The organism is Microbacterium testaceum (assembly GCF_001476655.1).
Taxonomy (GTDB): domain Bacteria; phylum Actinomycetota; class Actinomycetes; order Actinomycetales; family Microbacteriaceae; genus Microbacterium; species Microbacterium testaceum_C.
Window position 1 is genome coordinate 17,212 of record NZ_LDRT01000077.1, and the last position, 23,003, is coordinate 40,214.

The following is a 23,003-nucleotide window of genomic DNA, read 5'->3' on the forward strand; positions in this document are numbered from 1 at the left end:
GGTGTCAGTCTACTTTTCCGGTGTCGGGTCGGGACGGGTCGGTCGATGCGGATTCGGCGGGAAGCGAGCCGCGATGCTTCTCGACCATCTGGTCGACGGCGGCGGCGAGTGTCGGGTCCTCGCCGCGAGCGAGCCCGGCGTACTCCAGGTGCACCGTGCCGCCGCGGGGCGTCGCCTTGACCCACATGCGCCGGCGCGGAACGAACAGCGCGGCGAGCAGGCCGAACAGGGCGAGCAGCGCGAACGCGAGCACCCACGGCCCCGCGAGGTCGCGGTGGATCGACAGCGACACGAAGCGCTTGACCGACCCGTCGTATCCCGAGGCTCCGGCGGGGGCCGCGTTGTCGAAGGTGATCGTGCCGAGACCGTTCGGCAGATCCTGCGTCTCCCCGGGCATGAGCCGGAGCGCCGGAGTGCCGCTGTCGCCACCGGCCAGCTGCTGCATGTTGCTCGGGTCGAGCGTGTACACCGAGCGGGGCGTTCCGTCGTCGATGCCGAGGTCGCCCGCGTACACGCGGAGGGTCAGCACCGGGTACTCGAGGGCGCCGTAGGTCGAGGTCAGGGCCCCCGAGTCGAGCACGTTCATCGTCGGGTAGAAGAACCCGATCAGGCCGAGCTGTTCCGGCATCCCGTCCGCCACCTTGATGACGCCGAGCGAGGTCATGTTGGCGTCCTGGGGCAGGAACGCGACCGAGTCGTGGAACACCTCTTCGCCCTGGGCGTTGCGGATCGTCACGGTGGGGGCGTAGCCGTTGCCCAGCAGATAGACCCGGTCGCCCTGGACGTCGAGCGGGTGATTCACGCGGATGTCGCCGTCCTGCGGGGAACCGCCGGGCGCCTGCGTGGTCATGTGCGCGACGAAGTCGCCCGCCTGCCCGCCGCCGGGCTGGCCGGGTGCGACGTAGTTCACGTCGAACTTGTCGAGCGTCATCGAGTACGGCGTCAGAGTGTCGCCGCTGACGAAACGACCCGGGTTGAAGGACGAGTAGTCGAGCAGGCTGTTCGCGAAGGCCTGACCCTCGACGAGCACGCGCTGGCCGGTGTAGGTGAAGCCTCCGCCGACGCCGACGGCGATCAGCACACCGACGAGAGCCGCGTGGAAGACGAGGTTGCCCGTCTCACGCAGGTATCCGCGCTCGGCCGAGACCGAGAACGACCCGCGTCCGTCGTACCGCGCGACGCGGTAACCGCTCTTCTTCAGCTGGGCGGCGGCGCTCTCGACGGCCGCAGCGGCGACGGCCGCGGCATCCTGTCCCTCCGGCACCGTCACGGTCACGTCGCGGTGGTCGTCGAGACGACCGAGCCGCGCGGGCGTGCGCGGGGGCTGCGAGCGCAGCGCCTTCCAGTGGTGCTTCGTGCGGGGCAGGACGCACCCGATCAGCGAGATGAACAGCAGGATGTAGATCGCCGAGAACCACGGCGACGTGTACACGTCGAACATGCTCAGCTTGTCGAGCACCGGCGCGAGGTCGGGGTTGTCGGTGAAGTACTGGGTGACGCCGTTGGGGTCGGCGCTGCGCTGCGGGACGATCGATCCGGGCACGGCCGCGATCGCGAGGAGCAGCAGCAGCACGAGCGCGGTGCGCATGCTCGTGAGCTGGCGCCACCCCCAGCGCATCCACCCGACGGGGCCGAGGCGCGGCTGGGTGATGTCATCGCCGCCGTCGGAGGGAGCCGCGGAGTCGGCGTGATCGGACGGGCGCAGAACGCCGTCGGTCGGCTCGGTCACGGTGCCACCTCGATCAGAGCGGGAGCTGGACATTGAGCATCACCCCCTGGAGCGTCGACATCCAGGTGCCCCAGACGCCGACGACCATGAGCAGGCCGAGCACGATCAGCAGCACACCGCCGATGAGGTTGACCAGCCGGATGTGTTTGCGGATGAACGCGACAGAGCGCGTCGCCCAGCCGAAACCGAGCGCGAGCAGGATGAACGGGATGCCGAGGCCCAGCGAGTAGGCAAGGCCCAGCAGCGCGGCCCGCCAGGGGTCGCCGAGGTTGTACGACACCGAGATGATCGCGGTGAGCGTCGGGCCGATGCACGGTGTCCAACCGACGCCGAGGGCGATGCCGAGCAGCGGTGCCCCGATGAGCCCGAGGTTGCCGCGAGCCTGCATCCGCACGGAGCGCTGGGCGATCCCGAAGAGTCCGATGAACACGAGGCCCATGAGGATGATGACGACGCCCACGACCCGCGTGATGACGTCGGCATAGCGGGTGAAGAACGCCCCCGCGGCGCCGCCGAGCACGTTGAGCGCCATGAACACGACGGTGAATCCCGCGATGAAGAGCAGGGTTCCGCCGAGAAGGCGCCCTCGACCGGTACCGGATGCCGAGCTCCCCCGGGGAGCCACGGCACCGCCGATGAAGCCGAGGTATCCCGGCACGAGGGGGAGCACGCAGGGCGACAGAAAGGAGATGAGACCCGCGGCGAGAGCGACCGGGATCGCGAGCCACAACGCCCCGTCGAAGACGAGAGCGCCCGGATTCACGCGTTCTCCTCGAGCACGGTGCGCACCATGGACTCGAGGATCGACGCCTCGGGGAGCTCGCCGATGATGCGGGCCGCCACGCGACCCTGCTTGTCGAGCACGAGGGTGGTGGGGGTGGCGTTCAGGGGGGTCTTGTCGTTGAACGCGAGCTTGAGCTCGGCGTCGTTGACCGCGAGAGCACTGGAGTACGACACCTTGTTGTCGCGCGCGAACGACAGGGCGGTCGGGCCCTGGTCGTAGGTGTTGATGCCCAGGAACGCGACGTCCTGGCCCTGGAACGACTGGTACGCCTGCTCGAGGCGCGGCGCCTCGATGATGCACGGTCCGCACGTCGCGTACCAGAAGTTGACGACGAGGACCTTGCCCGAGAAATCGCCGCTCGAGACGGGCGAGCCGTTGTCGAGCGTGCCGGTGAACTCGACCGGTTCCCCGCGCTGATCGGGCGCGATCTCCTGGGTCTGGAAGCCGTTGGCCGCGATGTAGCCCTTGTTGTCACCCGCGCGGTACTGCTCGGCCAGGGGGTCGGCGCTGCAGGCGGCCAGGCTCACGGCGAGGACCGCGACCACGGCGGCGGACAGGATTCGGCGCATCACACGGCTCCTACGTCGACGGCCCCGGCGGTGCTCGCCGGTTCCGCGTAGGCCACTTCGACCCAGCGGCGGGAGCCGTCGGCGTCGTCGCGCCGCTCGAAGCTCGTCACGCTCGACAGCGCGCAGCGGCGCTTGCGGGGATCGTGGCGGGTGGGCTGGAGGGAGAGGGCGAGGTGGGTCACCCAGATGGGGAGCTGGTGCGACACGATGACGACGTCGCCGGACGGCACGCGGTCCCCGGCGTCGTCCATGGCGGCGGTCACGCGGGCGACGACCTGGGCGTACGGCTCACCCCAGCTCGGGACGTCGGGCTGACGCAGGTGCCGCCAGTTGAGGGGGTTGGCGAGCGCGCGCTTCATGCGGCGCCCCTCGAAGACGTTCGTCGGCTCGATCACGCGCTCATCGATCACCGGCTCGATACCGAACAGCGATGCGAAGGGCTCGGCCGACTCGCGCGTGCGTTGCAACGGCGAGGCGATCAGGGCCGAGACAGGCCGATCGAGCCCGTGCACGTACTCCGCGGCCTGGCGAGCCATCCGACGCCCGTCGACGCTCAGACCGAACCCGGGGAGCCGACCATAGAGCACGCGACGGGGGTTGTGAACCTCCCCGTGGCGCACGAGATGAAGGCGATCCGCGGGCACCGATTCAGTCTACGTGCGGGTTCTGTGGTCTGACTGAGCGAGCGGCTCTGTTGTTTCGACGTGGAGATACCGGCGGACGGATGCCGGAACTCAGGCGTCGCGGCCCGCGTCGGCGGTGTCGCGACGCGAGGCCAGCAGCGACCGGACGCGGCTGTACAGGAACCAGGCGACCCCGATCGCGACCGCCGCGATCACGACGTACTGCAGGATCGAGGCGTATTCCTCGACGATGTGCCAGTTCTCCCCGAGCAGGTAGCCCGAGAGCACGAAGATCGTGTTCCAGATGAGGCTCCCCGCACCCGTGAGCAGACCGAAGCGCCACATCGGCATCTTCGACACCCCCGCGGGAATCGAGATGAGACTGCGGAAGATCGGGATCATGCGCCCGAAGAACACCGCTTTGCCACCGTGGCGCTCGAACCACGCGACCGTGCGATCGACGTCTTCGGGATGCAGCAGGGGCATCTTCTCGGCGAAGCTGCGCAGGCGAGCGGCCCCGAGCCAGCGGCCGAGACCGTACAGCATGAACGCACCGACCACGGAGCCGATCGTGGTCCACAGCAGCGCTTCGAAGAGCGTGAACGAGCCGCGGCTGGCGGTCAGTCCGGCCATGGGCAGCACGACCTCGCTCGGCAGAGGGGGGAAGAGGTTCTCGAGGGCGATGGCGACACCCGCACCCACGGGTCCGATGACCTCCATGAGCGAGACGGTCCAGTCGGCGAGCGAGGACAGCCAGGACTGCCCCTCCTCCGAGGAGGGGGACGCAGCGGTTGCGACGGAGAGGGCCATGTCGGTCATCGGGTGCCTTCGCGCTCGGTGATCGGCCGCCCGTCCGGGCGCCCGTTCCAGGCTACGGCCCGGTCAGAGGCGAATCCTGGGGGTTGCCCCCGAGCGCGTTCTCGGGTTCAGGATGCCGAGACCCCGAGGCTCACGATCGCCGCGGAGACGAACCACAGCGCCGTCATGAGCGCCATTCCCGCCAGCGGCACCCAGAAGGCCAGGCGCCGCTTGACCAGCAGGACGATCGCGACGACGACGGCGATCAGGAAGACGACCCAGGGGGCGATGACCGCCGACCAGAGGCCGAGGTTCATGAGGTCGGTGTTGCAGTTCTGCGATCCGCAGGCGTCCGCGGCGAAGGCGAGGAACAGCCCCGCGTACGAGGCGGCGAGCGTGGCCAACGGCGAGAGCACGAGGAAGACGATCGTCAGCACGACGTCCCACGTGCGCGCGGGTTGGCGCACAGGCTCGGGCCGGAGCGTCCGGAAAGACTCCGGAGGCATCGAATAGGTCACGCCCGACATCCTATGGATGCCACCGCCCGCCCCGTGCACCGCGGACGTCACCCGCACGCGGCACGCCACGCGCCGTCACGAAGTGGCGATCGGGGGCCCGTGCCCCGTACCGTCGACACGTGTCGTCCTTCCGGTCCTTCACGCCCGACGGGATCGACGCGCTGCTCCCCGTTTCCCTCCGCCTCCACCGGGAGTGGCGCAGTGCGCTCGAGACCCTGTCGTACGGCGGTGCCCTGCCTCCCCTTCCGCCCGCGCTGCGCGAGCCGCTCCGCGACGTCGGCGGCTTCGATCTCGCCCACGACCCGGACGGTGTCGATCCGTTCGCTTCCCCGGCCTTCGGCATCCTGTCCTCGCGGCTGCGCGCCGAGCAGGTGCTGCGTGCGGTCTCGGCGCGGACGAATCTCACGCTCGCGGGCACGACCGTGGCCGTCGTCGGCGACGGGTCGCTGGCGGAGGCGCTCTCGACGTCGCTGCGCACGCTGGGAGCTGCCGTGATCCGTGCGACCGACGCACCGGTGACGGCCCTCGCCGCGCGCCTGGACGGATTCCGCGTACAGCCGCTGAGCGAGCTCGGCTCCCGCGACACCCCCGTGCACCTCACGGTGCTGACCGGCGAGGGACACGGCGTCCTCCCCGTCGACACGCTCGAGGGCCTCGTCGCCGACGCCTCCCCCGGCGGAGCCCCGACCGCGGGGCTGCGCACCTCGCCCTCGCCGCGCCCCTTCGTGGGTCGGGTGGGAGCGGCCTCCCTCGTCGAGATGCCGTCCCCTCTTCCGGAGGCTGACGTGCCCGCGTCGTCGACGCAGTGGCGCCTCCTCGACGCGCTCATCGCCCTGCTCCTGCTCGACCGGCACGCCGCCGGCGACGACGACCGCTTCGCTCGGGAGGTGACCCCGTGACCGGACGCATCGCCGACCCGTCGCTGTGGCGCGCGGGCCAGGACCGCATCGACTGGGCGCGCGCGCACATGCCCGTGACCGTCGCGCTCTCCGCCCGCCTGCGCGAGGCCGGGACCGTCGCCGGCGTACGGATCGGGGTCTCGGACGTGCTCGAGCCGAAGACCGCGACGGTGGCCCTCGCCCTCGCCGAGGCGGGTGCCGACGTCACGGTCACGTCCGCGGGTCGCAACACCGACGACGAGGTGGCCGCCGCACTCGCGCACGCGGGGCTGCCGGTCTACGCGCGGGCGGATGCCCGCCGGTCGGAGGACCGCGAGAATGCCCTCGCGCTGCTCGATCACCGCCCCGAGGTGATCGTCGACGACGGCGCCTCGACGATCCGGCTGGTCCACCTCGAGCGTCCCGACGTCGTCGCGCAGATGCGCGGAGCGACCGAGCAGACGACGAGCGGCGTACGCCCGCTCCGACGCATGCACGCCGAGGGGGCTCTGCGCATCCCGGTGGTCGCCGCGAACGACGCGCGGTCGAAGTCCCTGTTCGACAACCGACACGGCACCGGCCAGTCGGTCGTGTTCGCCGTCGCCGATGTCGCGGACCGCTCTCTCCGGGGCGCGACGGTCGTCGTGGTCGGCTACGGTCGCGTCGGCTCCGGTATCGCCGAGCACGCCGCGGCCCTGGGCGCATGCGTGATCGTGACCGAGACTGATCCCGTGGCGGCACTGCAAGCGGCTTTCGCCGGTTTCGCGGTGCGCACCCTGGCCCAGGCCGTCGCCGAAGCCGACGTCGTGATCTCGGCCACCGGCATCCGGCACACCATCGACGTCGGCCACCTCGACGCTCTGCCCACCGGAGCGATCGTGGCCGTGGGCGGCGGGGTGTCCCAGGAGATCGCCCTGGATGCCGCCCGCGCCGCCGGCGCGACCGAGATCGCGCGCGACGGGGCGGTGTCGACGATCCGGATGCCGAGCGGTTCCCTCGTGCACGTGCTCGACGACGGCAACTGCCTCAACGTCAGTGCGGCCGAGGGCAACCCCGTGCAGATCATGGACCTGTCCTTCGGGGTGCAGCTGGCCTCGGTCGAGTACCTGCTCACCGCTCCCGGCCTCGACGCCGCGGTACACGAGCTGCCGCGGGCCGCCGACGACGAGGTCGCGGCGATCGCGCTCGCGTCGTTCGGGGGAACGGTCGACACCGTCTCGACCGCCCAGCGGGACTTCCTCGCGTCTTGGATCTCCGCCGAGGACGGCGACGAATGACCGTCACCGTCCACCGCGCCCGTGCCGTCCTCTCCCCCGGGACTCCCCCTCTCGTCGACGGGGCCGTCGCCGTGCGCGACGGGCGCATCGCGGCGGTCGGCCGCTTCGACGACGTCATCAGCGAGTTCCCCGACGCCGCGGTGCACGAAGAGGACGGGGCTCTGACGCCCGGGCTCGTGAACGCGCACACCCACCTGCAGTACACCGACATGGCCGCGGTGGGACGTGCCGCGCACGACGGTTTCGAGTCGTGGATGGGGGCGTTCATGGAGCTCTACCCCCTCCCGCGCGACTGGAGCGCGTCCGCGGCCGCGGGAGCGGCCCTGTGCCTGCGCGCGGGAACGACCGCCGTCGCCGAGATCGTCACCGACGCCGAGGCCGGGAGCGCCGTGCACGAGTCGGGATTGCACGGCATCGCCTTCTGGGAGGTGCTCGGGTGGACCGAGAGCGCCTGGCGACTCGGCGGGCCCGAGACCGTCCGCGCGCAGCTGGGCGCCCTGCCCACTCCCCCGACGGTGGGCCTGTCGCCCCATGCGATCTACTCGCTCGACACCGAGGTCATCCGCGAGCTGTCCCGGCTGGCGGCGGAGTGGGGCGTGCGTCAGCACATCCACGCGGCCGAGTCCGCGTGGGAGGACGCCTACGTCCGCACCGGTACCGGCGATCTGGCCGAGCGCTGGCGCGCCAACGGCCGCGGCGAGTTCGCTCTGCTGAGCGGGAACGGTGTCGGCACGGGAGTCATCCCCTACCTCGATTCCCTCGGCGCCCTCACGCCCACGACCCACCTCGCGCACGGCATCTACGTCGACACCGACGACCGCCGACTGCTCCGCGACCGCGGGGTCAGCGTCGCCCTCTGCCCCCGTTCGAATGCGGTCATCGGTCTGGACCCGCCGCCGATCGCGGCCTACCTCCGCGAGGGCAACGCGATCGCGGTGGGCACCGACTCCCTGTCCTCCTCGCCCAGCCTGTCCATCTGGCACGACGTCGCCGCCCTTCACCGGCTCGCTCGGGAACAGGGCTACGCCGCCCCGGACCTGCACGCCCGCCTCTTCCACGCCGCCACCGCCGGCGGGGCGCACGCGCTGGGACTGGATGCCGTCGACCCGACCGGCATCCTGCAGGTCGGTGCCCGCGCCGACCTCGCGGTCTTCCCCGTGTCGGCCACCACTCCCGAGGACGCGCTCGCGGAACTCGTCGAGAACGGCCCCGCCGAGGCATCCCTCACCGTCGTCGGCGGACACCTCCGCTGGCGCACCCCCGCCCGAGAAGAACGGATGACCGCGAATGTCTGACCCTCGCCCGCTGCTGTTCGGCCTCTACGAGCAGGCGTGCGTCGGCAACGGCTCGTCCGCGGCCAGCATGTGGACCCACCCCGCCGACGACCGCCTGTCGGCGACCTCCCTGCGCTACTGGACGGACCAGGCCCGCCGTGTCGAGGCCGCGGGCATGGACCTCTTCTTCTTCGGCGACGTCCTGGGGATGTACGACACGTACCGCGGGTCGGCCGCGACAGCGATCGCAACGGGCGTCGAACTGCCCGCCCTCGACCCGATGCTGCACATCCCCGCGCTCGCCGCCGTCACCGAGAACCTCGCCTTCGGCACGACGGTGTCGACGACGTACGAGCACCCTTTCGCGCACGCGCGCCGGTTCTCGACCCTCGACCACCTCACTGACGGGCGCATCGGCTGGAACGTCGTCACGTCGTACCTGCCCGGGGCCGCCGCCAACTTCGGTCTCGACGTGCTCGCGCACGACCAGCGCTACGACCGGGCCGACGAGTTCCTCGAGGTCGCCTACGCGCTGTGGGAGCGCAGCTGGGAAGACGACGCGTTCGTCGGCGACAAGGCTTCGGGCCTGTTCGCCGACCCCGCCAAGGTGCACCGCATCGACCATGAGGGCGAGCACTTCCGGGTCGCCGGCCCGCACCTGAGCACCCCGTCCCCGCAGCGCACGCCCGTCATCATCCAGGCGGGGTGGTCGCCGCGAGGACGCGAGTTCGCCGCCCGTCACGCCGAGCTGATCTTCGTGGGCGACAGCGACCCTGTCGCTGTCCGCGAGGGGCTCGCCGGCATCCGCCGCCGCGCCGAGGAGCTGGGCCGGGATGCCGCGCAGATCCGTGCCGTCGTGGGCATGAACCTCGTGGTGGCCCCGACCGACATCGCCGTGCAGGAGAAGATCGACTCGCTCCAGCAGCACTACTCCCCGGAGGCGCAGCTCGCGGCCTACGCCGGGTGGGGCGGCATCGATTTCTCGCAGTACGCGGACGACGAGCCCCTGGTCAAGCGTGCGACGAACGCCACGCAGACGAAGGAGACCCGGCCCGATGCGCCGACGCTCACCGCGGGCGACGTGCGTCGGCAGTTCGCGAAGGTCACCGCCTTCGCGGACGACCGCTTCCTCGGGACGCCCGATCGCGTCGCCGACGCGATCGGCTCCTTCGTCGAGGAGTCGGGCGTCGACGGCTTCCTGCTGCACCCGTTCCTCTCACCCGCCTCCGTCGAGGACTTCGCCGAGCTTCTCGTCCCGGCCCTCACCGAGCGCGGTCTGTACGGCAGGTTCCCGAAGGACGGCACGTTCCGCTCGCGCCTGCGCACCGACCGGCGCGACCGTCTCGGAGACGACCACCCGGCCCGCGCGCTCCCGCGCTGAGGCGAGCGATCGCGCGAGCCGGATGCCCCGACCCCCGCCGCGCGCGGGGCGGCGTGAGGCGAGGGGGGCGAACCCCGTTCAGCCGCGCGAGGCCGGACCCGTCGAGAGAGCCTGCACGAAGCGGCGGAGGAACTCCGTCTTGTCGAACGAGGTGACGGCGCGGACCGACGGCCCGTCGGGGGTCCCCCAGACCAGCGGAAGGCCGTCGCTCGTCAGGGCGATCCGGGTCGCGAGCGAGTCGGCGTACGGGGTGTAGTCCACCGGTCCCTCGATCCAGCCGGTGACAATCTCGGGGCGGTGCAGCACGACCGTGGCCAGGCCGTCGTGCGCCGAGGAGATCCGACGACCCCACTTGTGCTGATAGAAGTCGTTGTAGGCGTCGAGCACCTCACCGGCGAAGGTCGCCCACGGGGTGCCGATCCCCCGCAGCACGGAGAGCACGTGCTCATCGAGGATCGCCTGGGCCGTCACGTTCACGCCCACCATCACGACGTTGCCGTTGTTTCGTGCGCCGAAGACGATCTCGGCCGCCCGCCGGTCATTGGCCGTGTTGGCATCCGTGAGCGTCGCCCCACCCGGCGCCGGGTAGGGACCCGCCCCGCCCATGATCACGATCGATCGGTACTTCAAGAACAGGTCCGGGTCGCGTTCGAGCGCCCGAGCGATGTTCGTGAGCGGACCGAGGGGGTGGAGGTCGACCTCGCCCGGGTTCTCCGCGGCGATGCGGACGATGGCATCCACCGCGCTCTCGTCCTCGACACGCAGCTCGGCCCTCTCGAAGCGGTCACCGAGACCGTCCGTACCGTGCACGAAGTCGGCGATCGAGGCTTCGCCCTCGATGGGGGCGGCCTCACCGAGGTGGACGGGGATGTCCTCGCGCCCGGCGAGCCGGAGGACGGTGCGGACGTTGCGCGCGGAGTCCTCTACGGGGGTGTTGCCGTAGATCGTGGTGATCGCCTCGATCTCGACGTCGGGCTGCGCGAGCAGGTACATGAGCGAGTGGGCGTCGTCGAGACCGGTGTCGGTGTCGACGAGCACGCGCTGACGGGCCCGGGGCGCGTCGACGGGAGGGACGGGAAGGGATGCCATGAGCGCTCCTGGTGCAGAGATGGGGATGCTCTCAGCCTGCCTGCCCGCGCGCGCTCGCGGGGGCAGGTGTTACACCGCGTGACGTTCTTGTTCCCTGTTCGTCATGTGGAGGCAGCAGAGTGATCATCGTCGCGGGCTCCCGACCCGCTCCCCCACACAGCACTCAGCGATCGGCGATGGCGAGCCGGTCGGGAAACGGACCACCTATGGCTCTCTCCTCGTCGCGGCTGCGCCGCCTCGCTCTCCCCTCGCTCGGACTCGTGGGCGCGCTGACGCTGGCGGGGTGCGCAGGCGGGCAGTCGGCCCCGGCGCAGACGGACGGCTTCCAGGGCGTGTCGCTCACGGTGTGGAACAGCATCGACTTCGAGCCGTACCAGGGCCTGCAGAAGCAGTACTTCGAGGACTGCGCCTCGCAGCTCGGCATCACGGTCGACGTCCAGACGCAGTCGGGCGACTACACGACCAAGCTGCTGCAGGCGGCCGGTGCGAAGGCGCTTCCCGATGTCGCCCTGCTCTCCACCGACACCCAGCTCCCGCAGCTCGCCTCGCAGGGCGTGCTCGCCGACCTCGGGCAGTACGACGTCTCCACCGACGGCCTCGCCGAGAGCGTCGCGGGCCTCGGCGACTACGACGGCACCCTGTACGGCCTGCCGGTGCAGGTCGAGGACTACGCGATCTTCTACAACAAGGCCGCCTTCGCCGCCGCGGGCGTGCCCGAGACGGCACCGAAGACCTTCGACGACCTCGTGAAGCTCGCCGGTTCGCTCACCACCGCGAACCAGAAGGGCATCATCCTGCCCGGGATCGGCGGCGACGGCTCGACGGCGACGTACTTCCTCCCGTTCCTGCTCTCGGCGGGTGGCGACCCCGCCGACCCGACCAGTCAGGGCGCGGTCGACAGCGTCGACCTCTACAAGAAGCTCGTCGCGAACGGCTCCCTGTCGCCCGAGTTCGTCAACCAGGGCTGGAAGTCGATCGACCAGTGGACCTCGGGCGCCGCCGCCATGACGGTCTCCGGACCGTGGAACCTCGTCGACACCTCGATCCCCTTCGAGTACGGCACCTTCCCCTTCCCCACCGCGAAGGCCGGCGAGTCGCCCCGCGCCAACCTCCTCGGGTACGTCTACGGCGTGGGCGCCAACGCCGACCAGCAGAAGGAAGCGGCCGCCGCCGCCCTGGTGAAGTGCCGCGCCTCCGAGGCCAACCAGATCGACACCGCGACGAAGGGCGGATACATCCCGGCCCTCACCAGCGCCCAGGCCACCTTCGTCGAGCAGGTGCCCGCGGCCGCCCCGTTCGTGGATGCCGTCGACGGCGCGTACAACACGGCCCAGCTGGGCACGGAGTGGAACACCCTCCAGCAGAAGTACGTGGATGCGATCCAATCCGCGACGGTGGGCGGGGAGACCGCGGAATCCGCGCTGAAGCAGGTCGCCGGTCAGTGACCGCCACCGATGCGAGAACGGCCGGCCGGCCGGGGAAATCGTCCCCCGGCCGGCCCCGGCTGTCTCTGGCGGGCCGCACGCGCGCCGAGCTGGCGGGATTCCTCGTACCGGCGTCGGTGTTCTTCCTCCTCTTCTTCCTGTTCCCCCTGGGGTACGGGATCTTCATGAGCACGACGGAGTTCCGCACCGGCACCTTCATCACCGGACGGGCGCCCTTCGTCGGCACCGCGAACTTCGAGGCGATCCTGGCCGAGCCCGTCACGACCCGCGCCCTCGTCAACACGGTCGTGATCACGGTCGTCTCCGTCGTGGTGGAGCTCGTCCTCGGCCTCGCTCTGGCCCTGCTGTTCTCACGGCGGTTCCCGGGGAACCGCTGGCTGCCCACGCTCATCCTGCTGCCGTGGTTGCTCCCGGCCGTCGTCGTCGCCACGGTCTGGAAGTCGCTTCTGGCCGGAGAAGGCCCCCTCAACGAGGTGTTGAGGGCCCTGCGCCTTCCGGCCGAAGCGTGGCTCGCCAACCCGGCGACGGCTCTTCCCGCCGTCATCGTCGTCGCCGTGTGGGCGAGCCTGCCGTACTGGGCCACGATCCTCGGCGCAGCTCTCAAGCAGGTTCCCGCGGAACAGCTCGAGGCGGCGCAGTTGGACGGGGCCGGGTCCTGGCGTCGTCTCACGGCGATCGTCCTGCCGACGATCTGGCCGGTCGTCTCGGTCCTCGTGGTCATGAGCGTCGTGTACACGCTGCTGATCGTGGATCTCGTGCTCGTGCTCACCGCGGGCGGTCCCGCCAACAGCACCGTCACCCTGGGGCTGCTGTCGTACCGGCAGGCGTTCCAGCAGTTCGAGTTCGGCCTCGGCGGGGCGTACGGAATGCTGCTGCTCGGCATCAGCATCGTGTTCGCGATCGTCTACACCGTCCTGTCGATGCGCAGGGAGCGTGCCGAACGATGACCACCCTGCAGTCCACCCCCGTCGCCGCAGCGCCGATCGCCCAGACGGCTCCCCCGGAGCCCCGGCGCCGTCGTCGCGGTTGGGGGTGGACCCTCGTCACGGTGATCGTGCTGGCGGTCTACCTCTTCCCCGTCTACTGGATGGTCTCGGCGTCGTTCCAACCGTCGGCGAACTCCGCCGACACCGCGTGGTTCCCGACCTCGCCCGGGCTCGGCGGATACGAGACCGCCCTCGACGACGCCGGCCTCGGCGGCCTGCGGGTGTCGGTGCTCGTGTCCCTGGGTTCCGTCCTGGTCACCCTCGTCGTCGCGGTCCCCGCGGCGTACGCGCTCAGCCGCCTGCGCTCGCGCGCGGTGAGCCTGGCGCTCATCCTCCTGCTGCTCGCGCAGATGGTCCCGAGCGTCGTGCTCGCGACCTCGTTCTATGCGATGTTCAACTCGTGGGGCCTGCTGAACACCTTCCTCGGCCTCATCCTCGCCAACTCCACCGCCGGTGTCCCGTTCGCGATCATCGTCATGCGGGCGTTCATGCTCCGCCTCGACACCGAGGTCATCGAAGCGTCGACCGTCGACGGGCTCGGACCGATCGGTACGCTCTGGCGGATCGTCATCCCCCTCTCGCGCAACGCCATCGTGACCGCCGGGGTCTTCGCGTTCCTCTTCAGCTGGGGAGACCTCCTCTTCGGCCTGACCCTGGTCAACCGCAACGAGATGTACCCCGTCTCTGTGCTGATCTACGCCCTGAGCAGCTCCAACCTGAACACGTGGGCGGCGACCATGGCCGCCTCGCTCATCGCGAGCGTCCCGGCCCTCGTGGTCATCCTCGCCGCGCAGCGACACGTCAAGGCGGGTCTGTCGGCCGGTGCCGGTCGCTGACCGCACGACGGCCGGGATCCCGCACGTAGACTGGTCGATCGTGAGCGAACGCGTCCTGGTCAACCAGCTGAAATCCCTCCCCGCCGGCCCCGTCGAGGTGTCGGGATGGGTCGAAACCGTGCGCGATCAGAAGAAGGTGCAGTTCGTCGTCCTCCGCGACGAGACCGGCGCCGTTCAGCTCGTGAACCCGGCGACCCGCCCCTCCGAAGAGACGGAGCAGGATGCCGCCGCCCTCGCGCTCACCGAGACGATCGGCGCCCTCGCGACGGGCACATTCCTCACCGTGCGCGGCGAACTCAAGCACGACGAGCGCGTGAAGCTCGGCGGGGTCGAGATCAAGGTCGGCGAGCTCGCGATCGCCGCCGCGGCCAACCCCGAGACGCCCATCGCCGCCGACAGCAGCCCCGACAAGCGCATGGACTGGCGCTTCATCGACCTCCGCCAGCGCCGCAACAACCTCATCTTCCGCGTGCAGACCACGCTCGAGCACGCCATGCGCACGTACTGGGTCGAGCGCGACTACATCGAGGTGCACTCCCCCAAGCTGATGGCATCCCCCTCGGAGTCGAACGCCGAGCTGTTCGAGGTGCCGTACTTCGAAGACAAGACGGCGTACCTCGCGCAGAGCCCGCAGTTCTTCAAGCAGATGGCCCAGGTCGCCGGCTTCGGCAAGATCTTCGAGATCGCCCCGGCGTTCCGCGCCGACCCGTCGTTCACGAGCCGGCACGCGACCGAGTTCACCTCGATCGACGCCGAGATCAGCTGGATCGACTCGCACGAAGACGTCGCGCGCATGCAGGAGGAACTGCTGCAGACCGCGTTCCAGGCCGTCGCCGACAAGCACGGTGCCGAGATCCAGGAGCTGTTCGGCATCGAGGTGCAGGTGCCGACCCTGCCCTTCCCGCGCATCCCGCTCGCCGAGGCGCGCGAGATCGTCGCCGCGCGCGGCTACGAGATCCCCCGCACCGACGGCGACCTCGACCCCGAAGGCGAACGCCAGATCGCGGCCCACGTCGCCGAGACGTTCGGTCACCAGTTCGTCTTCATCACCGACTACCACCCCGAGATCCGCGCTTTCTACCACATGCGCGATGAGGAGACCGGGCTGACCAAGTCGTACGACCTGCTCTTCAACGGTGTCGAGATCACGACCGGCGCGCAGCGCGAGCACCGCGTCGACGTGCTGATCGAGCAGGCGAAGGAGAAGGGTCTCGACCCCGAGCACCTCGACTTCTACCTCGACTTCTTCCGCTTCGGCGCCCCGCCGCACGGCGGCTTCGGCATGGGCCTCGCCCGCGTGCTGATGCTGCTGCTCGGCGAATCGTCGATCCGCGAGGTCACCTACCTCTTCCGCGGCCCGACCCGCCTCGCCCCCTGAGAGTCGACGTTCAGGGTTCGAGCGACCGACGCCCGGGGTTCACTCCCCGGGCGTCGTCACGTCATGACACGCTCCTAGCGTGGGTCCATGATCGCCGTAGACTCCGTGGACCCGTCGCCCTCGAGCGGCGACTCCGCGCGCGCCGGCTGGGCGATCTCGCTCCGGGGTGTGAACCGTGCTCGCGCGGGCACGCCGGTCCTGTGCGACATCGATCTCGAGATCGATCCGGGCCTCATCGTCGCCTTCGTCGGCCCTCCCGGCTGCGGAGCGTCGACGCTTCTGCGCGCGGTGACCGGTGCCGAACGACCGGACACCGGCGTCGTCACCGTCGACGGTCGATCCGGGATCGCGTCACCTCGCGTCCCCGAGGTACGTGACCGCACCCCTGTCGCGCGTTTCGGCCGCGTCCTCACCTCGATCGCCGCCGCCGCGCGGCGCGCGGGACGACCGGATGCCGACGCCGAGGCGGGTCGGCTGACTCAGGTCGTCGGTCTCGGTGCGCGGGAGAGACTCGTCCACAGGCTCGCCCACGGTGACCGGCAACGCTGGGCGCTCGCTCGAGCCCTTGCGACCCAGCCGGGGGCACTCGTCCTGGACGACCCCCTCGCAGCTCTGCCCACGATGGCGCGTGCGCAGACGCGAGACCGCGTGGTGCAAGAGCTGCGCGCCCGCCGGGTGACGACCCTGTGGTTCACCCGCGACACGGCGGAAGCAGCGGCCGTCGCCGATCGGCTGATCGTCATGGACCAGGGCCGCGTCGTGGCCGACGGGTCTCCCGATGAGCTCTACGCGCGCGTGGATGAGGCGATGGTGGCCGAGGTGCTGGGACCGGTGAACGCCCTCCCCGGGATCGTCGAGGGCACGATCGTCGAGGTGTGGGGGCAGGAACTCCCCCTCGCCCGCCCCGCCGCAGACGGTCACTGCGAGGTCGTCGTGCGCCCCGAGAGCGTGATGATCGTCGGGTCCGAGGAGCCCGGGATGGATGCCGTGGTCGAGGCGACGACGTTCCTCGGAAGCGCGCGGCGGTCCACCGTTCGCACCGCCGACGACGTCCAGGTCGTCGTGGAGCATCCTTCCGAACAGCGGCTCGATCTTCGGGACCACGTGCGGGTGGCCCTCGCGACCGTTCCCGCGACCATCCGTCCGATCAGCTGACCGGAGCGTTCAGCGGACGGCTGCTCCCGAGCGAGGACGCGGCGGGGGTCAGGCGGGGTAATCGACGCAGGCGCGCTCCGCCACGACGGAGCGCACGAAGCCGACGACTTCCTGATGAGCGGGGTGCACCTGATAGCGCTCGAGGGCTTCGGCATCCGCGAACTGGCTCACGAGCGCCACGTCCCAGTTGGCCTGCGGGTACGCGACGTTCCGCCCGATCTCGAGGTGCTCGATCTCGTCGATGACACCGCGCAACGCCAGCAGGCGCTCCTCGATCTGCTCCGCGTGCAGCGCGCGGGTGTCGGCGTCGTCGGCGGCCAGCTTCCAGAGGACGATGTGTCGGATGCTCACGCGGAGGCTCCTTCGGTGTCGGCAGCCAGGAGGGTGGCGCGCAGTCGGTCGGCCGACACGCGCCAGTGCGCGTGCAGTTCGCCATCCACGAGGATGACGGGGATCTTCTCCCACCACTTGTCGTACAACACCGCGTCGTCCGCGATGGAGGCGTGGTCGATGGTGACGCGGTCCGCCACCTCGGGCGGAAGCTCGGAGACGACTGTCTCGACGATCTGCTCGGCGACCTCGCAGAGATGACAGTCGGGCTTACCGATCAGCGTGAGGGTCGTCACGTCTTCATCCTATGAGGATGAGCGCACAGATCAGACCTCGACGTCGTAACCGGCGGCGATCCACTCGCCCGTGCCGCCCTCGACGTTCGTGGCGTCGTGGCCGCGTGCCGAGAGAGCCTCGACCACGCGCGCGGAGCGACCGCCCGCCTGGCAGATGACGTCGAACGGCTCCGCGGGAATCTCGTCGAGGTGGTCGCCGAGGGTCGACATGGGGATGTTGACGGCACCGGGGACATGGCCCGCGGCGAACTCGTGCTCCTCGCGCACGTCGATGAGCGGACGATCCCGTCCGGCGCGCAGGTCGGCGATGGTGATGGACTGCATGCTTCCTCCGGAGGGTGGACGGCGCGACGGGATACACGAAGCGCCCGTCGCAAGAGGACAGGCGCTCGGTGTGGTGGCCGCGTTACTTCTTGTTGCGGCGCTGGTGACGAGTCTTGCGAAGCAGCTTGCGGTGCTTCTTCTTCGCCATGCGCTTACGGCGCTTCTTGATGACAGAACCCACGGAAAACCTCACTAAGTCGGGGTCTGGGTGCCGATGTCGGCCCCCGGGAACAGCAGGCGTTGGAAAAAAGCCTCGGATCAGTCTAGCCGACGTCGGACACCGGACGTTGCACGGCCTCGGCGACCGCCGATTCGGGCACCCGGTAGCTGCGCCCGAAGCGCACCGCGGGAAGCTCTCCGGCGTGCACGAGACGGTAGACCGTCATCTTCGAGACGCGCATGAGCTCCGCGACCTCCGCGACCGTGAGGAAGCGCATGTCGGGAAGCTCTGCCATCGTTCACCCTTCGTTCCGGGTGAACTCACCCTTCGATGCTGCACACTCTAGGGTCTGGGTGCGACGGCTGTAAACCTATGTGGCCTCTGTGATTCGAAGATGTCGGAAACCGTCCCGAGGCTGCTCAGCGCCCGGGGAGTTTGCGGAACGCCGACGTGACCGAGTGCTTCACGGATGCCGCGGCCCGGCCGACGACCTCGGCGTAGTGCATCGCCGATTCGGGAAGCGCGGGCTCGTTCTCGGCATCCACCGAGAAGAACGGCACCAGCCAGTCGTCGACCTCGTCGAGAGGAGCCACGGCCAGGCTGTAATAGCGGTGCTGCCCTTCCTCCCGCACCGTGACGAGCTGCGCTTCGCGCAGAACCTTCAGGTGCTTCGAGACCGTGGGCTGACTCACACCCAGCGCCGACACGATCTGCGACACGCTCGTTCCGCGCTCGCCTCCGGTCGCTCGGTCCAAGAGCAGCTGCAGGATGTCGCGACGCGTTCCGTCAGCGATCACGTCGAAGATGTCCGCCATGGCATTAGGTTAGCCGCGCCCTCGCCCGAGTACCATGATTCGGGTTCGGGCACCGAAGGGAGCGGCGCATGGCAGCGACGCCGAGCGAGGTGCGGCTCTCCGTGCGCGCCCGACGCATGGCGGCGGAGGCATGGGACCGGCTGCGGAATCTGACGACGGCATCCCCCGCTCGATTCGCGGTCCTGGTGTTCGTCGCGCTCATCCTGCTCTTCACGGCGCTCTTCTCCCTCCCGCAGGCGTCGGCGACGGGTCAACGCACCCCATTCGCGGACGCGCTCTTCACCGCCGTCTCGACGATCTGCGTCACGGGCCTGTCGACGGTCAACATGTATACGCACTGGTCTCCGCTCGGCCACGTCATCACGTACATCGGTGTCAACGTGGGAGCGCTCGGCGTCCTGACCCTCGCATCGATCCTGGGGCTGGTGATCTCTAAGCGCCTGGGTCTGCGGGCCAAGCTGATCGCCGCGGGCGACAGCAACCCCCTGCGCGCGCACGGTGGCCCCGTCAACGAGGGGCAGACCGTCCGTCTCGGCGAGGTCGGCCAGCTGCTGCGCACGGTCGCGCTGTCGACCCTTGTGATCGAGGCCGGTCTCACCGTGCTCATCTACCCCTCGCTCGTGGTCGGCGGGATCGACCCCCTGGTCGCCCTGTGGGAGGCGCCCTACTACGCGGCGATGGCCTTCACCAACACAGGGTTCGTGCCGAATGCGGACGGCCTGACGCCGTTCGCCCGGGACTACTTCCTTCTGACGGTGCTCATGCTCGGGGTCTTCCTCGGCTCGATCGGCTTCCCCGTCATCTTCACACTGTGGCGGCACTACTGGCGGTTCCGCCAGTGGTCGCTGCACGCGAAGCTGACGATCATCACGACGGTGATCCTGTTCTTCGCGGGAGCCGGCGTCATTCTCCTGCTGGAATACGACAACCCGCTGACCTTCGGGAGCATGGACGCCTGGGACACGACGTTCCAAGCGTTCTTCCTGTCCGCCATGACCCGGTCCGGCGGGTTCTCGGTCATCGACATCGGCGACCTCAACGGGGCGACCCTGATCGTCGGGTCGATGCTCATGTTCGTGGGCGGGGGCTCGGCATCCACCGCCGGAGGCATCAAGGTCACGACGCTCGCCGTCCTCGCCCTCGCCGTGTTCTCCGAGGCGAAGGGGCGCCCCTCGGTGCAGGCGTTCGGTCGACGCATCCCCAGCGACGTGCAGCGCGTCGCCCTCTCCGTGGTGGCGTGGGGCGCGACGATCGTCGCGATCTCGACGGTGACCATCAGCCGGATCACCGACGCGCCGATCGAGCACGTCCTCTTCGACGTGATCTCGGGCTTCGCCACCGTCGGACTGTCCACCGGTCTCACCGCGGAGCTCCCCGACCCGGCCGTCTACGTCCTCGCCGCGACCATGTTCATGGGACGCATTGGTACTGTGACACTCGCCGCCGCGGTCGCGGCCTCGTCACGATCGCAGCTGTACGCGCTGCCCGTCGAAAGGCCCATCGTTGGTTGAACGCATTCGCAGTGACGCCCCGGTCCTGGTGATCGGTCTCGGTCGATTCGGCGCCGCGTGCGCCGGAGAACTCGACCGACTCGATCGCGAGGTCCTCGCCGTCGACGGCAACCTCGAACTCGTGCAGAAATGGTCCGAGCGCGTGACCCACGCGGTGCAGGCCGACGCGCGCAACATCGATGCACTGCGACAGATCGGCGCGCAGGACTTCCAGGTGGCGGTCGTCGCGGTGGGCTCGCTCATCGAGGCATCCGTGCTCATCACCGCGAACCTCGTCGACCTCAAGGTCCCGCAGATCTGGGCCAAGGCCGTCTCGCAGTCGCACGGCAAGATCCTCGCCCGTGTCGGCGCCAACCACGTCATCTACCCCGAAGCCGAGGCCGGCGAACGCGTCGCCCACCTCGTCAGCGGACGCATGCTCGACTTCATCCGGTTCGACGACGACTTCGTCCTCGCGAAGATGTACCCGCCGAAGCTCATCCGCGGCGTGGGCCTGAACCAGTCGGGCGTGCGCACGAAGTACAACGTGACGGTCGTCGGTGTGAAGAGCCCGGGCCGGCCGTTCCGCTACGCGGAGGCCGACACGGTCGTGACCAACCACGACCTCGTGATCGTGTCGGGCACGAACTCCGACATCGAGCGCTTCGCCGCCCTCGACCGCTGACCCTCAGGCCTCGCTCTCCGCGCGCAGAAACACGTACTGCGCGCGTTCCTGCGCGCGAACGGCGTTCGTGGAACGTCAGTTGCCGGCGGCCAGCTCTTTCGCGCGAGCGAGAGCGGCCTCGGCCGCCGAGGTGAAGGTGTCTGCGAGACGCGCGTCCTGCAGCACCGCGACAGCCCGTTCGGTGGTGCCCTTGGGGCTCGTCACCCGACGGCGGAGCTCGGCCGGATCCACGTCGGAGGCCGCCATCAGCGCCGTCGCCCCCGTGAAAGTCTCCTCCGCGAGCAGACGGGCCTGCGCGTCGTCGAACCCCATCCGCACGGCGGCCTTCGTGAACTCCTCGACGAGCAGGAAGACATAGGCGGGGCCCGAGCCCGAGATCGTCGACAGCGCGTCGATCTGCGCCTCGGGGACCTCGAGCACGACGCCGACCGTCTCGAACAGCGCGCGGACCACGGCGACGTCGTCGGCGGATGCCGCGGCCCCGGCGGCGAGACCGGTGACCCCCTTGCCCACGAGGGAGGGGGTGTTCGGCATCGAGCGCAGGGTCGCCACGCCGTCGCCGAGGTGCTTCGCGAACGTATCGAGGGTCACTCCGGCGGCGAGGCTCACCACGACGGCGCCCGGACGCAGGTGCGGCGCGATCTCGTCGAGCAGGTCGGGCACCATGGCCGGCTTCACCCCGATCAGGACGATCTCCGCGGATGCCGCGGCCGCGGTGTTGCCGTCGGGAGCCGCCTCCAGCGCGATGCTCGTCACGCCCTCGAGGTCGGCGAGCTCGGCGGCCTTCGCGATCGAGCGGTTCGTGGCGGTGACACCGCCGCCGGTGAGGCCTGCCGCGACGAGTCCGCGCAGGATCGCTCCTCCCATGGAACCGGCACCGAGGATGGCGATCGGGGGCAGCGAGGTCGTGGCATCCGTCATGTCACCCAGTGTACGAAGCGCACCGATCGCGTGCGGGGCAACCCTGAGTGCGACCGAAAGGGGCGCGCGTTAGAGTCGGATCGCGGGCGTACCGGGGCACCCGCGAGCGACACGGAGGACCCTCTCATGACTCTCTTCGACGGCATCACCGCGCGTCTCATCGACACCGATCGCCTGAGCGTAAACGTGCTCGAACGGGTCGGCGACGATCCGGCCACGGCACCCGAGCACACGGTCGTCTTCGTGCACGGGAACGTGTCCTCGTCACTGTTCTGGCAGGAGATCATGCAGGACCTGCCGAGCGATCTGCGGGTCCTCGCGATCGACCTTCGCGGCTTCGGCGGCACCGAGCACATGCCGGTGGACGCCACGCGCGGCGTCCGCGACTTCAGCGACGACATCCACGCGACCCTCGAGGTCCTCGGCATCCCCTCCGCCCACCTCGTCGGATGGTCCCTGGGCGGCGGCGTCGTGCTGCAGTACGCCCTCGATCACCCCGTTCTCTCGCTCACGCTGCAGTCCCCCGTCTCGCCGTTCGGCTTCGGCGGCACGCGGCGCGACGGCTCGCGGCTCACCGACGACGACGCCGGCACGGGGGCAGGCGGGGCCAACCCCGACTTCGTCCAGCGCCTGACCGACCGCGACACGACCGACGATGCCCCCACCTCCCCGCGCTCGGTCTTCCGGTCGGGGTACGTCGCCGCGGGCTACACGAGCGAGAACGAAGACGTGTGGGTCGAGTCGATGCTGTCGACCTCGACCGCGGGCGGCAATTACCCCGGCGACGCGGCCGCGAGCCCGAACTGGCCGGGTTTCGCGCCGGGAACGAGCGGCGTCCTCAACACCTTGGCGCCGAAGTACTTCGACGTCTCGGGGATCGTCGATCTCGCCGAGAAGCCTCCGATCCTGTGGATCTACGGAACGGCGGACGCCATCGTCTCGGACGCGTCCTTCTACGACCTCAACCACCTCGGTGCGCTCGGCGTGATCCCGGACTGGCCCGGCGAAGACGTCGCTCCCGCCCAGCCGATGGTGTCGCAGACCCGCGACGTGCTCTCGGCATACGTCGAGGCGGGCGGCGAGGTGACCGAGCTGCCGGTGGAGGGGGCCGGTCACGCGGCGCACCTCGAGCGTCCCGCGGTGTTCCGGCGGGCCCTGCTCACCCACATCGGGTACGTCGGACGCCCGGCGGATCCCGCGCCCCCCACCGAGGCGATCATCCTGCGTTCCGCCGACTGACGCCCACCCCGCTCCCGTCGCCC

At 70.0% G+C, this 23,003-nt stretch carries 26 protein-coding genes; 12 read left to right on the forward strand and 14 right to left on the reverse strand.

Annotated features, from left to right (window positions below; all coding sequences use genetic code 11):
- Nucleotides 1-4: 4 nt before the first annotated feature.
- From resB to NS220_RS19775, 6 genes are all read right to left on the reverse strand, one after another.
- Nucleotides 5-1,762: a cytochrome c biogenesis protein ResB gene (resB, locus tag NS220_RS11625; protein ID WP_058624216.1), complete on the reverse strand. Its 1,758-nt coding sequence runs from the start codon at nt 1,760-1,762 to the stop codon at nt 5-7.
- Nucleotides 1,743-2,492, reverse strand: a complete 750-nt coding sequence (locus NS220_RS11630) for a cytochrome c biogenesis CcdA family protein (RefSeq protein ID WP_058624217.1) — start codon at nt 2,490-2,492, stop codon at nt 1,743-1,745. The genes resB and NS220_RS11630 overlap by 20 nt, the downstream gene beginning before the upstream one ends.
- Nucleotides 2,489-3,082, reverse strand: coding sequence for a TlpA family protein disulfide reductase (locus NS220_RS11635; RefSeq protein WP_058624218.1), 594 nt, complete (start codon nt 3,080-3,082; stop codon nt 2,489-2,491). Before NS220_RS11635 ends, NS220_RS11630 begins: the two co-directional genes overlap by 4 nt.
- Nucleotides 3,082-3,726 (reverse strand): histidine phosphatase family protein, encoded by a 645-nt coding sequence (locus NS220_RS11640; RefSeq protein ID WP_058624219.1) that lies wholly within the window; start codon nt 3,724-3,726, stop codon nt 3,082-3,084. The genes NS220_RS11635 and NS220_RS11640 overlap by 1 nt, the downstream gene beginning before the upstream one ends.
- A gap of 90 nt (nt 3,727-3,816) precedes the next feature.
- A complete protein-coding gene (locus tag NS220_RS11645) occupies nt 3,817-4,524 on the reverse strand; it encodes a DedA family protein (protein WP_081323140.1) in 708 nt (235 codons plus the stop codon).
- Nucleotides 4,525-4,631: 107 nt separating this feature from the next.
- Nucleotides 4,632-5,021: a DUF6264 family protein gene (locus tag NS220_RS19775; RefSeq protein WP_153004266.1), complete on the reverse strand. Its 390-nt coding sequence runs from the start codon at nt 5,019-5,021 to the stop codon at nt 4,632-4,634.
- 119 nt (nt 5,022-5,140) lie between these two features.
- Between NS220_RS19775 and NS220_RS11655 the strand changes: the two genes are divergently transcribed.
- Genes NS220_RS11655 through NS220_RS11670 form a run of 4 tightly spaced genes read left to right on the forward strand, consistent with a single transcriptional unit; the run spans nt 5,141 to nt 9,831 of the window.
- Nucleotides 5,141-5,920: a hypothetical protein gene (locus tag NS220_RS11655; RefSeq protein ID WP_058624221.1), complete on the forward strand. Its 780-nt coding sequence runs from the start codon at nt 5,141-5,143 to the stop codon at nt 5,918-5,920.
- Nucleotides 5,917-7,176: an adenosylhomocysteinase gene (locus NS220_RS11660; RefSeq protein WP_058624222.1), complete on the forward strand. Its 1,260-nt coding sequence runs from the start codon at nt 5,917-5,919 to the stop codon at nt 7,174-7,176. Before NS220_RS11655 ends, NS220_RS11660 begins: the two co-directional genes overlap by 4 nt.
- Complete coding sequence (locus NS220_RS11665) at nt 7,173-8,471, forward strand: amidohydrolase family protein (protein ID WP_058624223.1); 1,299 nt, start codon at nt 7,173-7,175, stop codon at nt 8,469-8,471. Before NS220_RS11660 ends, NS220_RS11665 begins: the two co-directional genes overlap by 4 nt.
- Complete coding sequence (locus NS220_RS11670; RefSeq protein ID WP_058624224.1) at nt 8,464-9,831, forward strand: NtaA/DmoA family FMN-dependent monooxygenase; 1,368 nt, start codon at nt 8,464-8,466, stop codon at nt 9,829-9,831. The genes NS220_RS11665 and NS220_RS11670 overlap by 8 nt, the downstream gene beginning before the upstream one ends.
- 78 nt (nt 9,832-9,909) lie before the next feature.
- Here NS220_RS11670 and NS220_RS11675 read toward each other — a convergent pair whose 3' ends face one another.
- Complete coding sequence (locus NS220_RS11675) at nt 9,910-10,920, reverse strand: nucleoside hydrolase (protein ID WP_058624225.1); 1,011 nt, start codon at nt 10,918-10,920, stop codon at nt 9,910-9,912.
- A 206-nt stretch (nt 10,921-11,126) separates the two neighbouring features.
- Here NS220_RS11675 and NS220_RS11680 point away from each other — a divergent pair, with 206 nt between their 5' ends.
- The 5 genes from NS220_RS11680 to NS220_RS11700 all read left to right on the forward strand — a co-directional run bounded on the left by NS220_RS11680 (nt 11,127) and on the right by NS220_RS11700 (nt 16,720).
- A complete protein-coding gene (locus NS220_RS11680) occupies nt 11,127-12,365 on the forward strand; it encodes a sugar ABC transporter substrate-binding protein (protein WP_058624226.1) in 1,239 nt (412 codons plus the stop codon).
- Nucleotides 12,362-13,312 carry a carbohydrate ABC transporter permease gene (locus NS220_RS11685; protein ID WP_058624227.1) on the forward strand — a complete coding sequence of 317 codons (951 nt, stop codon included), beginning with the start codon at nt 12,362-12,364 and terminating at the stop codon, nt 13,310-13,312. The genes NS220_RS11680 and NS220_RS11685 overlap by 4 nt, the downstream gene beginning before the upstream one ends.
- Nucleotides 13,309-14,187 carry a carbohydrate ABC transporter permease gene (locus tag NS220_RS11690; protein WP_081323144.1) on the forward strand — a complete coding sequence of 293 codons (879 nt, stop codon included), beginning with the start codon at nt 13,309-13,311 and terminating at the stop codon, nt 14,185-14,187. Before NS220_RS11685 ends, NS220_RS11690 begins: the two co-directional genes overlap by 4 nt.
- 40 nt (nt 14,188-14,227) lie before the next feature.
- Nucleotides 14,228-15,565: an aspartate--tRNA(Asn) ligase gene (aspS, locus tag NS220_RS11695; RefSeq protein ID WP_058624237.1), complete on the forward strand. Its 1,338-nt coding sequence runs from the start codon at nt 14,228-14,230 to the stop codon at nt 15,563-15,565.
- Nucleotides 15,566-15,652: 87 nt separating this feature from the next.
- Nucleotides 15,653-16,720: an ABC transporter ATP-binding protein gene (locus NS220_RS11700; RefSeq protein WP_058624228.1), complete on the forward strand. Its 1,068-nt coding sequence runs from the start codon at nt 15,653-15,655 to the stop codon at nt 16,718-16,720.
- Nucleotides 16,721-16,768: 48 nt separating this feature from the next.
- On the opposite strand, the gene NS220_RS11705 is transcribed toward NS220_RS11700, so the two are convergent.
- The 6 genes from NS220_RS11705 to NS220_RS11725 form a co-directional block, all read right to left on the reverse strand.
- Entirely contained in the window at nt 16,769-17,071 is a 303-nt protein-coding gene (locus tag NS220_RS11705; protein WP_013585409.1) for a Dabb family protein, read from the reverse strand.
- Entirely contained in the window at nt 17,068-17,346 is a 279-nt protein-coding gene (locus NS220_RS11710; protein WP_058624229.1) for a glutaredoxin family protein, read from the reverse strand. The genes NS220_RS11705 and NS220_RS11710 overlap by 4 nt, the downstream gene beginning before the upstream one ends.
- Nucleotides 17,347-17,376: 30 nt before the next feature.
- The gene (locus NS220_RS11715) at nt 17,377-17,670 is read right to left on the reverse strand and encodes a rhodanese-like domain-containing protein (protein ID WP_058624230.1); all 294 of its coding nucleotides are present in this window, start codon (nt 17,668-17,670) and stop codon (nt 17,377-17,379) included.
- 82 nt (nt 17,671-17,752) lie between these two features.
- On the reverse strand, nt 17,753-17,851 hold the full coding sequence (locus NS220_RS19360; RefSeq protein ID WP_003792170.1) for a 30S ribosomal protein bS22: 99 nt from the start codon (nt 17,849-17,851) through the stop codon (nt 17,753-17,755).
- 82 nt (nt 17,852-17,933) lie between these two features.
- Nucleotides 17,934-18,125: a helix-turn-helix domain-containing protein gene (locus NS220_RS11720; RefSeq protein WP_013585406.1), complete on the reverse strand. Its 192-nt coding sequence runs from the start codon at nt 18,123-18,125 to the stop codon at nt 17,934-17,936.
- A 124-nt stretch (nt 18,126-18,249) separates the two neighbouring features.
- Nucleotides 18,250-18,645 (reverse strand): ArsR/SmtB family transcription factor, encoded by a 396-nt coding sequence (locus tag NS220_RS11725; RefSeq protein WP_058624231.1) that lies wholly within the window; start codon nt 18,643-18,645, stop codon nt 18,250-18,252.
- A gap of 116 nt (nt 18,646-18,761) precedes the next feature.
- Between NS220_RS11725 and NS220_RS11730 the strand changes: the two genes are divergently transcribed.
- Nucleotides 18,762-20,156, forward strand: a complete 1,395-nt coding sequence (locus NS220_RS11730) for a TrkH family potassium uptake protein (RefSeq protein ID WP_058624238.1) — start codon at nt 18,762-18,764, stop codon at nt 20,154-20,156.
- Nucleotides 20,149-20,820, forward strand: a complete 672-nt coding sequence (locus tag NS220_RS11735) for a potassium channel family protein (RefSeq protein ID WP_013585403.1) — start codon at nt 20,149-20,151, stop codon at nt 20,818-20,820. The genes NS220_RS11730 and NS220_RS11735 overlap by 8 nt, the downstream gene beginning before the upstream one ends.
- A 75-nt stretch (nt 20,821-20,895) precedes the next feature.
- Here the strand turns inward: NS220_RS11735 and proC are convergent, their stop codons facing one another.
- Complete coding sequence (proC, locus tag NS220_RS11740; protein WP_058624232.1) at nt 20,896-21,741, reverse strand: pyrroline-5-carboxylate reductase; 846 nt, start codon at nt 21,739-21,741, stop codon at nt 20,896-20,898.
- Between the two features lie 126 nt (nt 21,742-21,867).
- On the opposite strand from proC, the gene NS220_RS11745 reads away from it, so the two are divergent.
- A complete protein-coding gene (locus NS220_RS11745; protein WP_058624233.1) occupies nt 21,868-22,980 on the forward strand; it encodes an alpha/beta hydrolase in 1,113 nt (370 codons plus the stop codon).
- Nucleotides 22,981-23,003 lie beyond the last annotated feature (23 nt).

Coding starts and splice junctions, on each gene's coding strand:
- resB (WP_058624216.1), bottom strand. CDS start 1,762: ATGTCCAGCTCCCGCTCTGATCGAGGTGGCACCGTGACCGAGCCGACC.
- NS220_RS11635 (WP_058624218.1), bottom strand. CDS start 3,082: ATGCGCCGAATCCTGTCCGCCGCCGTGGTCGCGGTCCTCGCCGTGAGC.
- NS220_RS11645 (WP_081323140.1), bottom strand. CDS start 4,524: ATGACCGACATGGCCCTCTCCGTCGCAACCGCTGCGTCCCCCTCCTCG.
- NS220_RS11665 (WP_058624223.1), top strand. CDS start 7,173: ATGACCGTCACCGTCCACCGCGCCCGTGCCGTCCTCTCCCCCGGGACT.
- NS220_RS11670 (WP_058624224.1), top strand. CDS start 8,464: ATGTCTGACCCTCGCCCGCTGCTGTTCGGCCTCTACGAGCAGGCGTGC.
- NS220_RS11675 (WP_058624225.1), bottom strand. CDS start 10,920: ATGGCATCCCTTCCCGTCCCTCCCGTCGACGCGCCCCGGGCCCGTCAG.
- NS220_RS11680 (WP_058624226.1), top strand. CDS start 11,127: ATGGCTCTCTCCTCGTCGCGGCTGCGCCGCCTCGCTCTCCCCTCGCTC.
- NS220_RS11690 (WP_081323144.1), top strand. CDS start 13,309: ATGACCACCCTGCAGTCCACCCCCGTCGCCGCAGCGCCGATCGCCCAG.
- NS220_RS11700 (WP_058624228.1), top strand. CDS start 15,653: ATGATCGCCGTAGACTCCGTGGACCCGTCGCCCTCGAGCGGCGACTCC.
- NS220_RS11715 (WP_058624230.1), bottom strand. CDS start 17,670: ATGCAGTCCATCACCATCGCCGACCTGCGCGCCGGACGGGATCGTCCG.
- NS220_RS11720 (WP_013585406.1), bottom strand. CDS start 18,125: ATGGCAGAGCTTCCCGACATGCGCTTCCTCACGGTCGCGGAGGTCGCG.
- NS220_RS11725 (WP_058624231.1), bottom strand. CDS start 18,645: ATGGCGGACATCTTCGACGTGATCGCTGACGGAACGCGTCGCGACATC.
- NS220_RS11730 (WP_058624238.1), top strand. CDS start 18,762: ATGGCGGCGGAGGCATGGGACCGGCTGCGGAATCTGACGACGGCATCC.
- proC (WP_058624232.1), bottom strand. CDS start 21,741: ATGACGGATGCCACGACCTCGCTGCCCCCGATCGCCATCCTCGGTGCC.
- NS220_RS11745 (WP_058624233.1), top strand. CDS start 21,868: ATGACTCTCTTCGACGGCATCACCGCGCGTCTCATCGACACCGATCGC.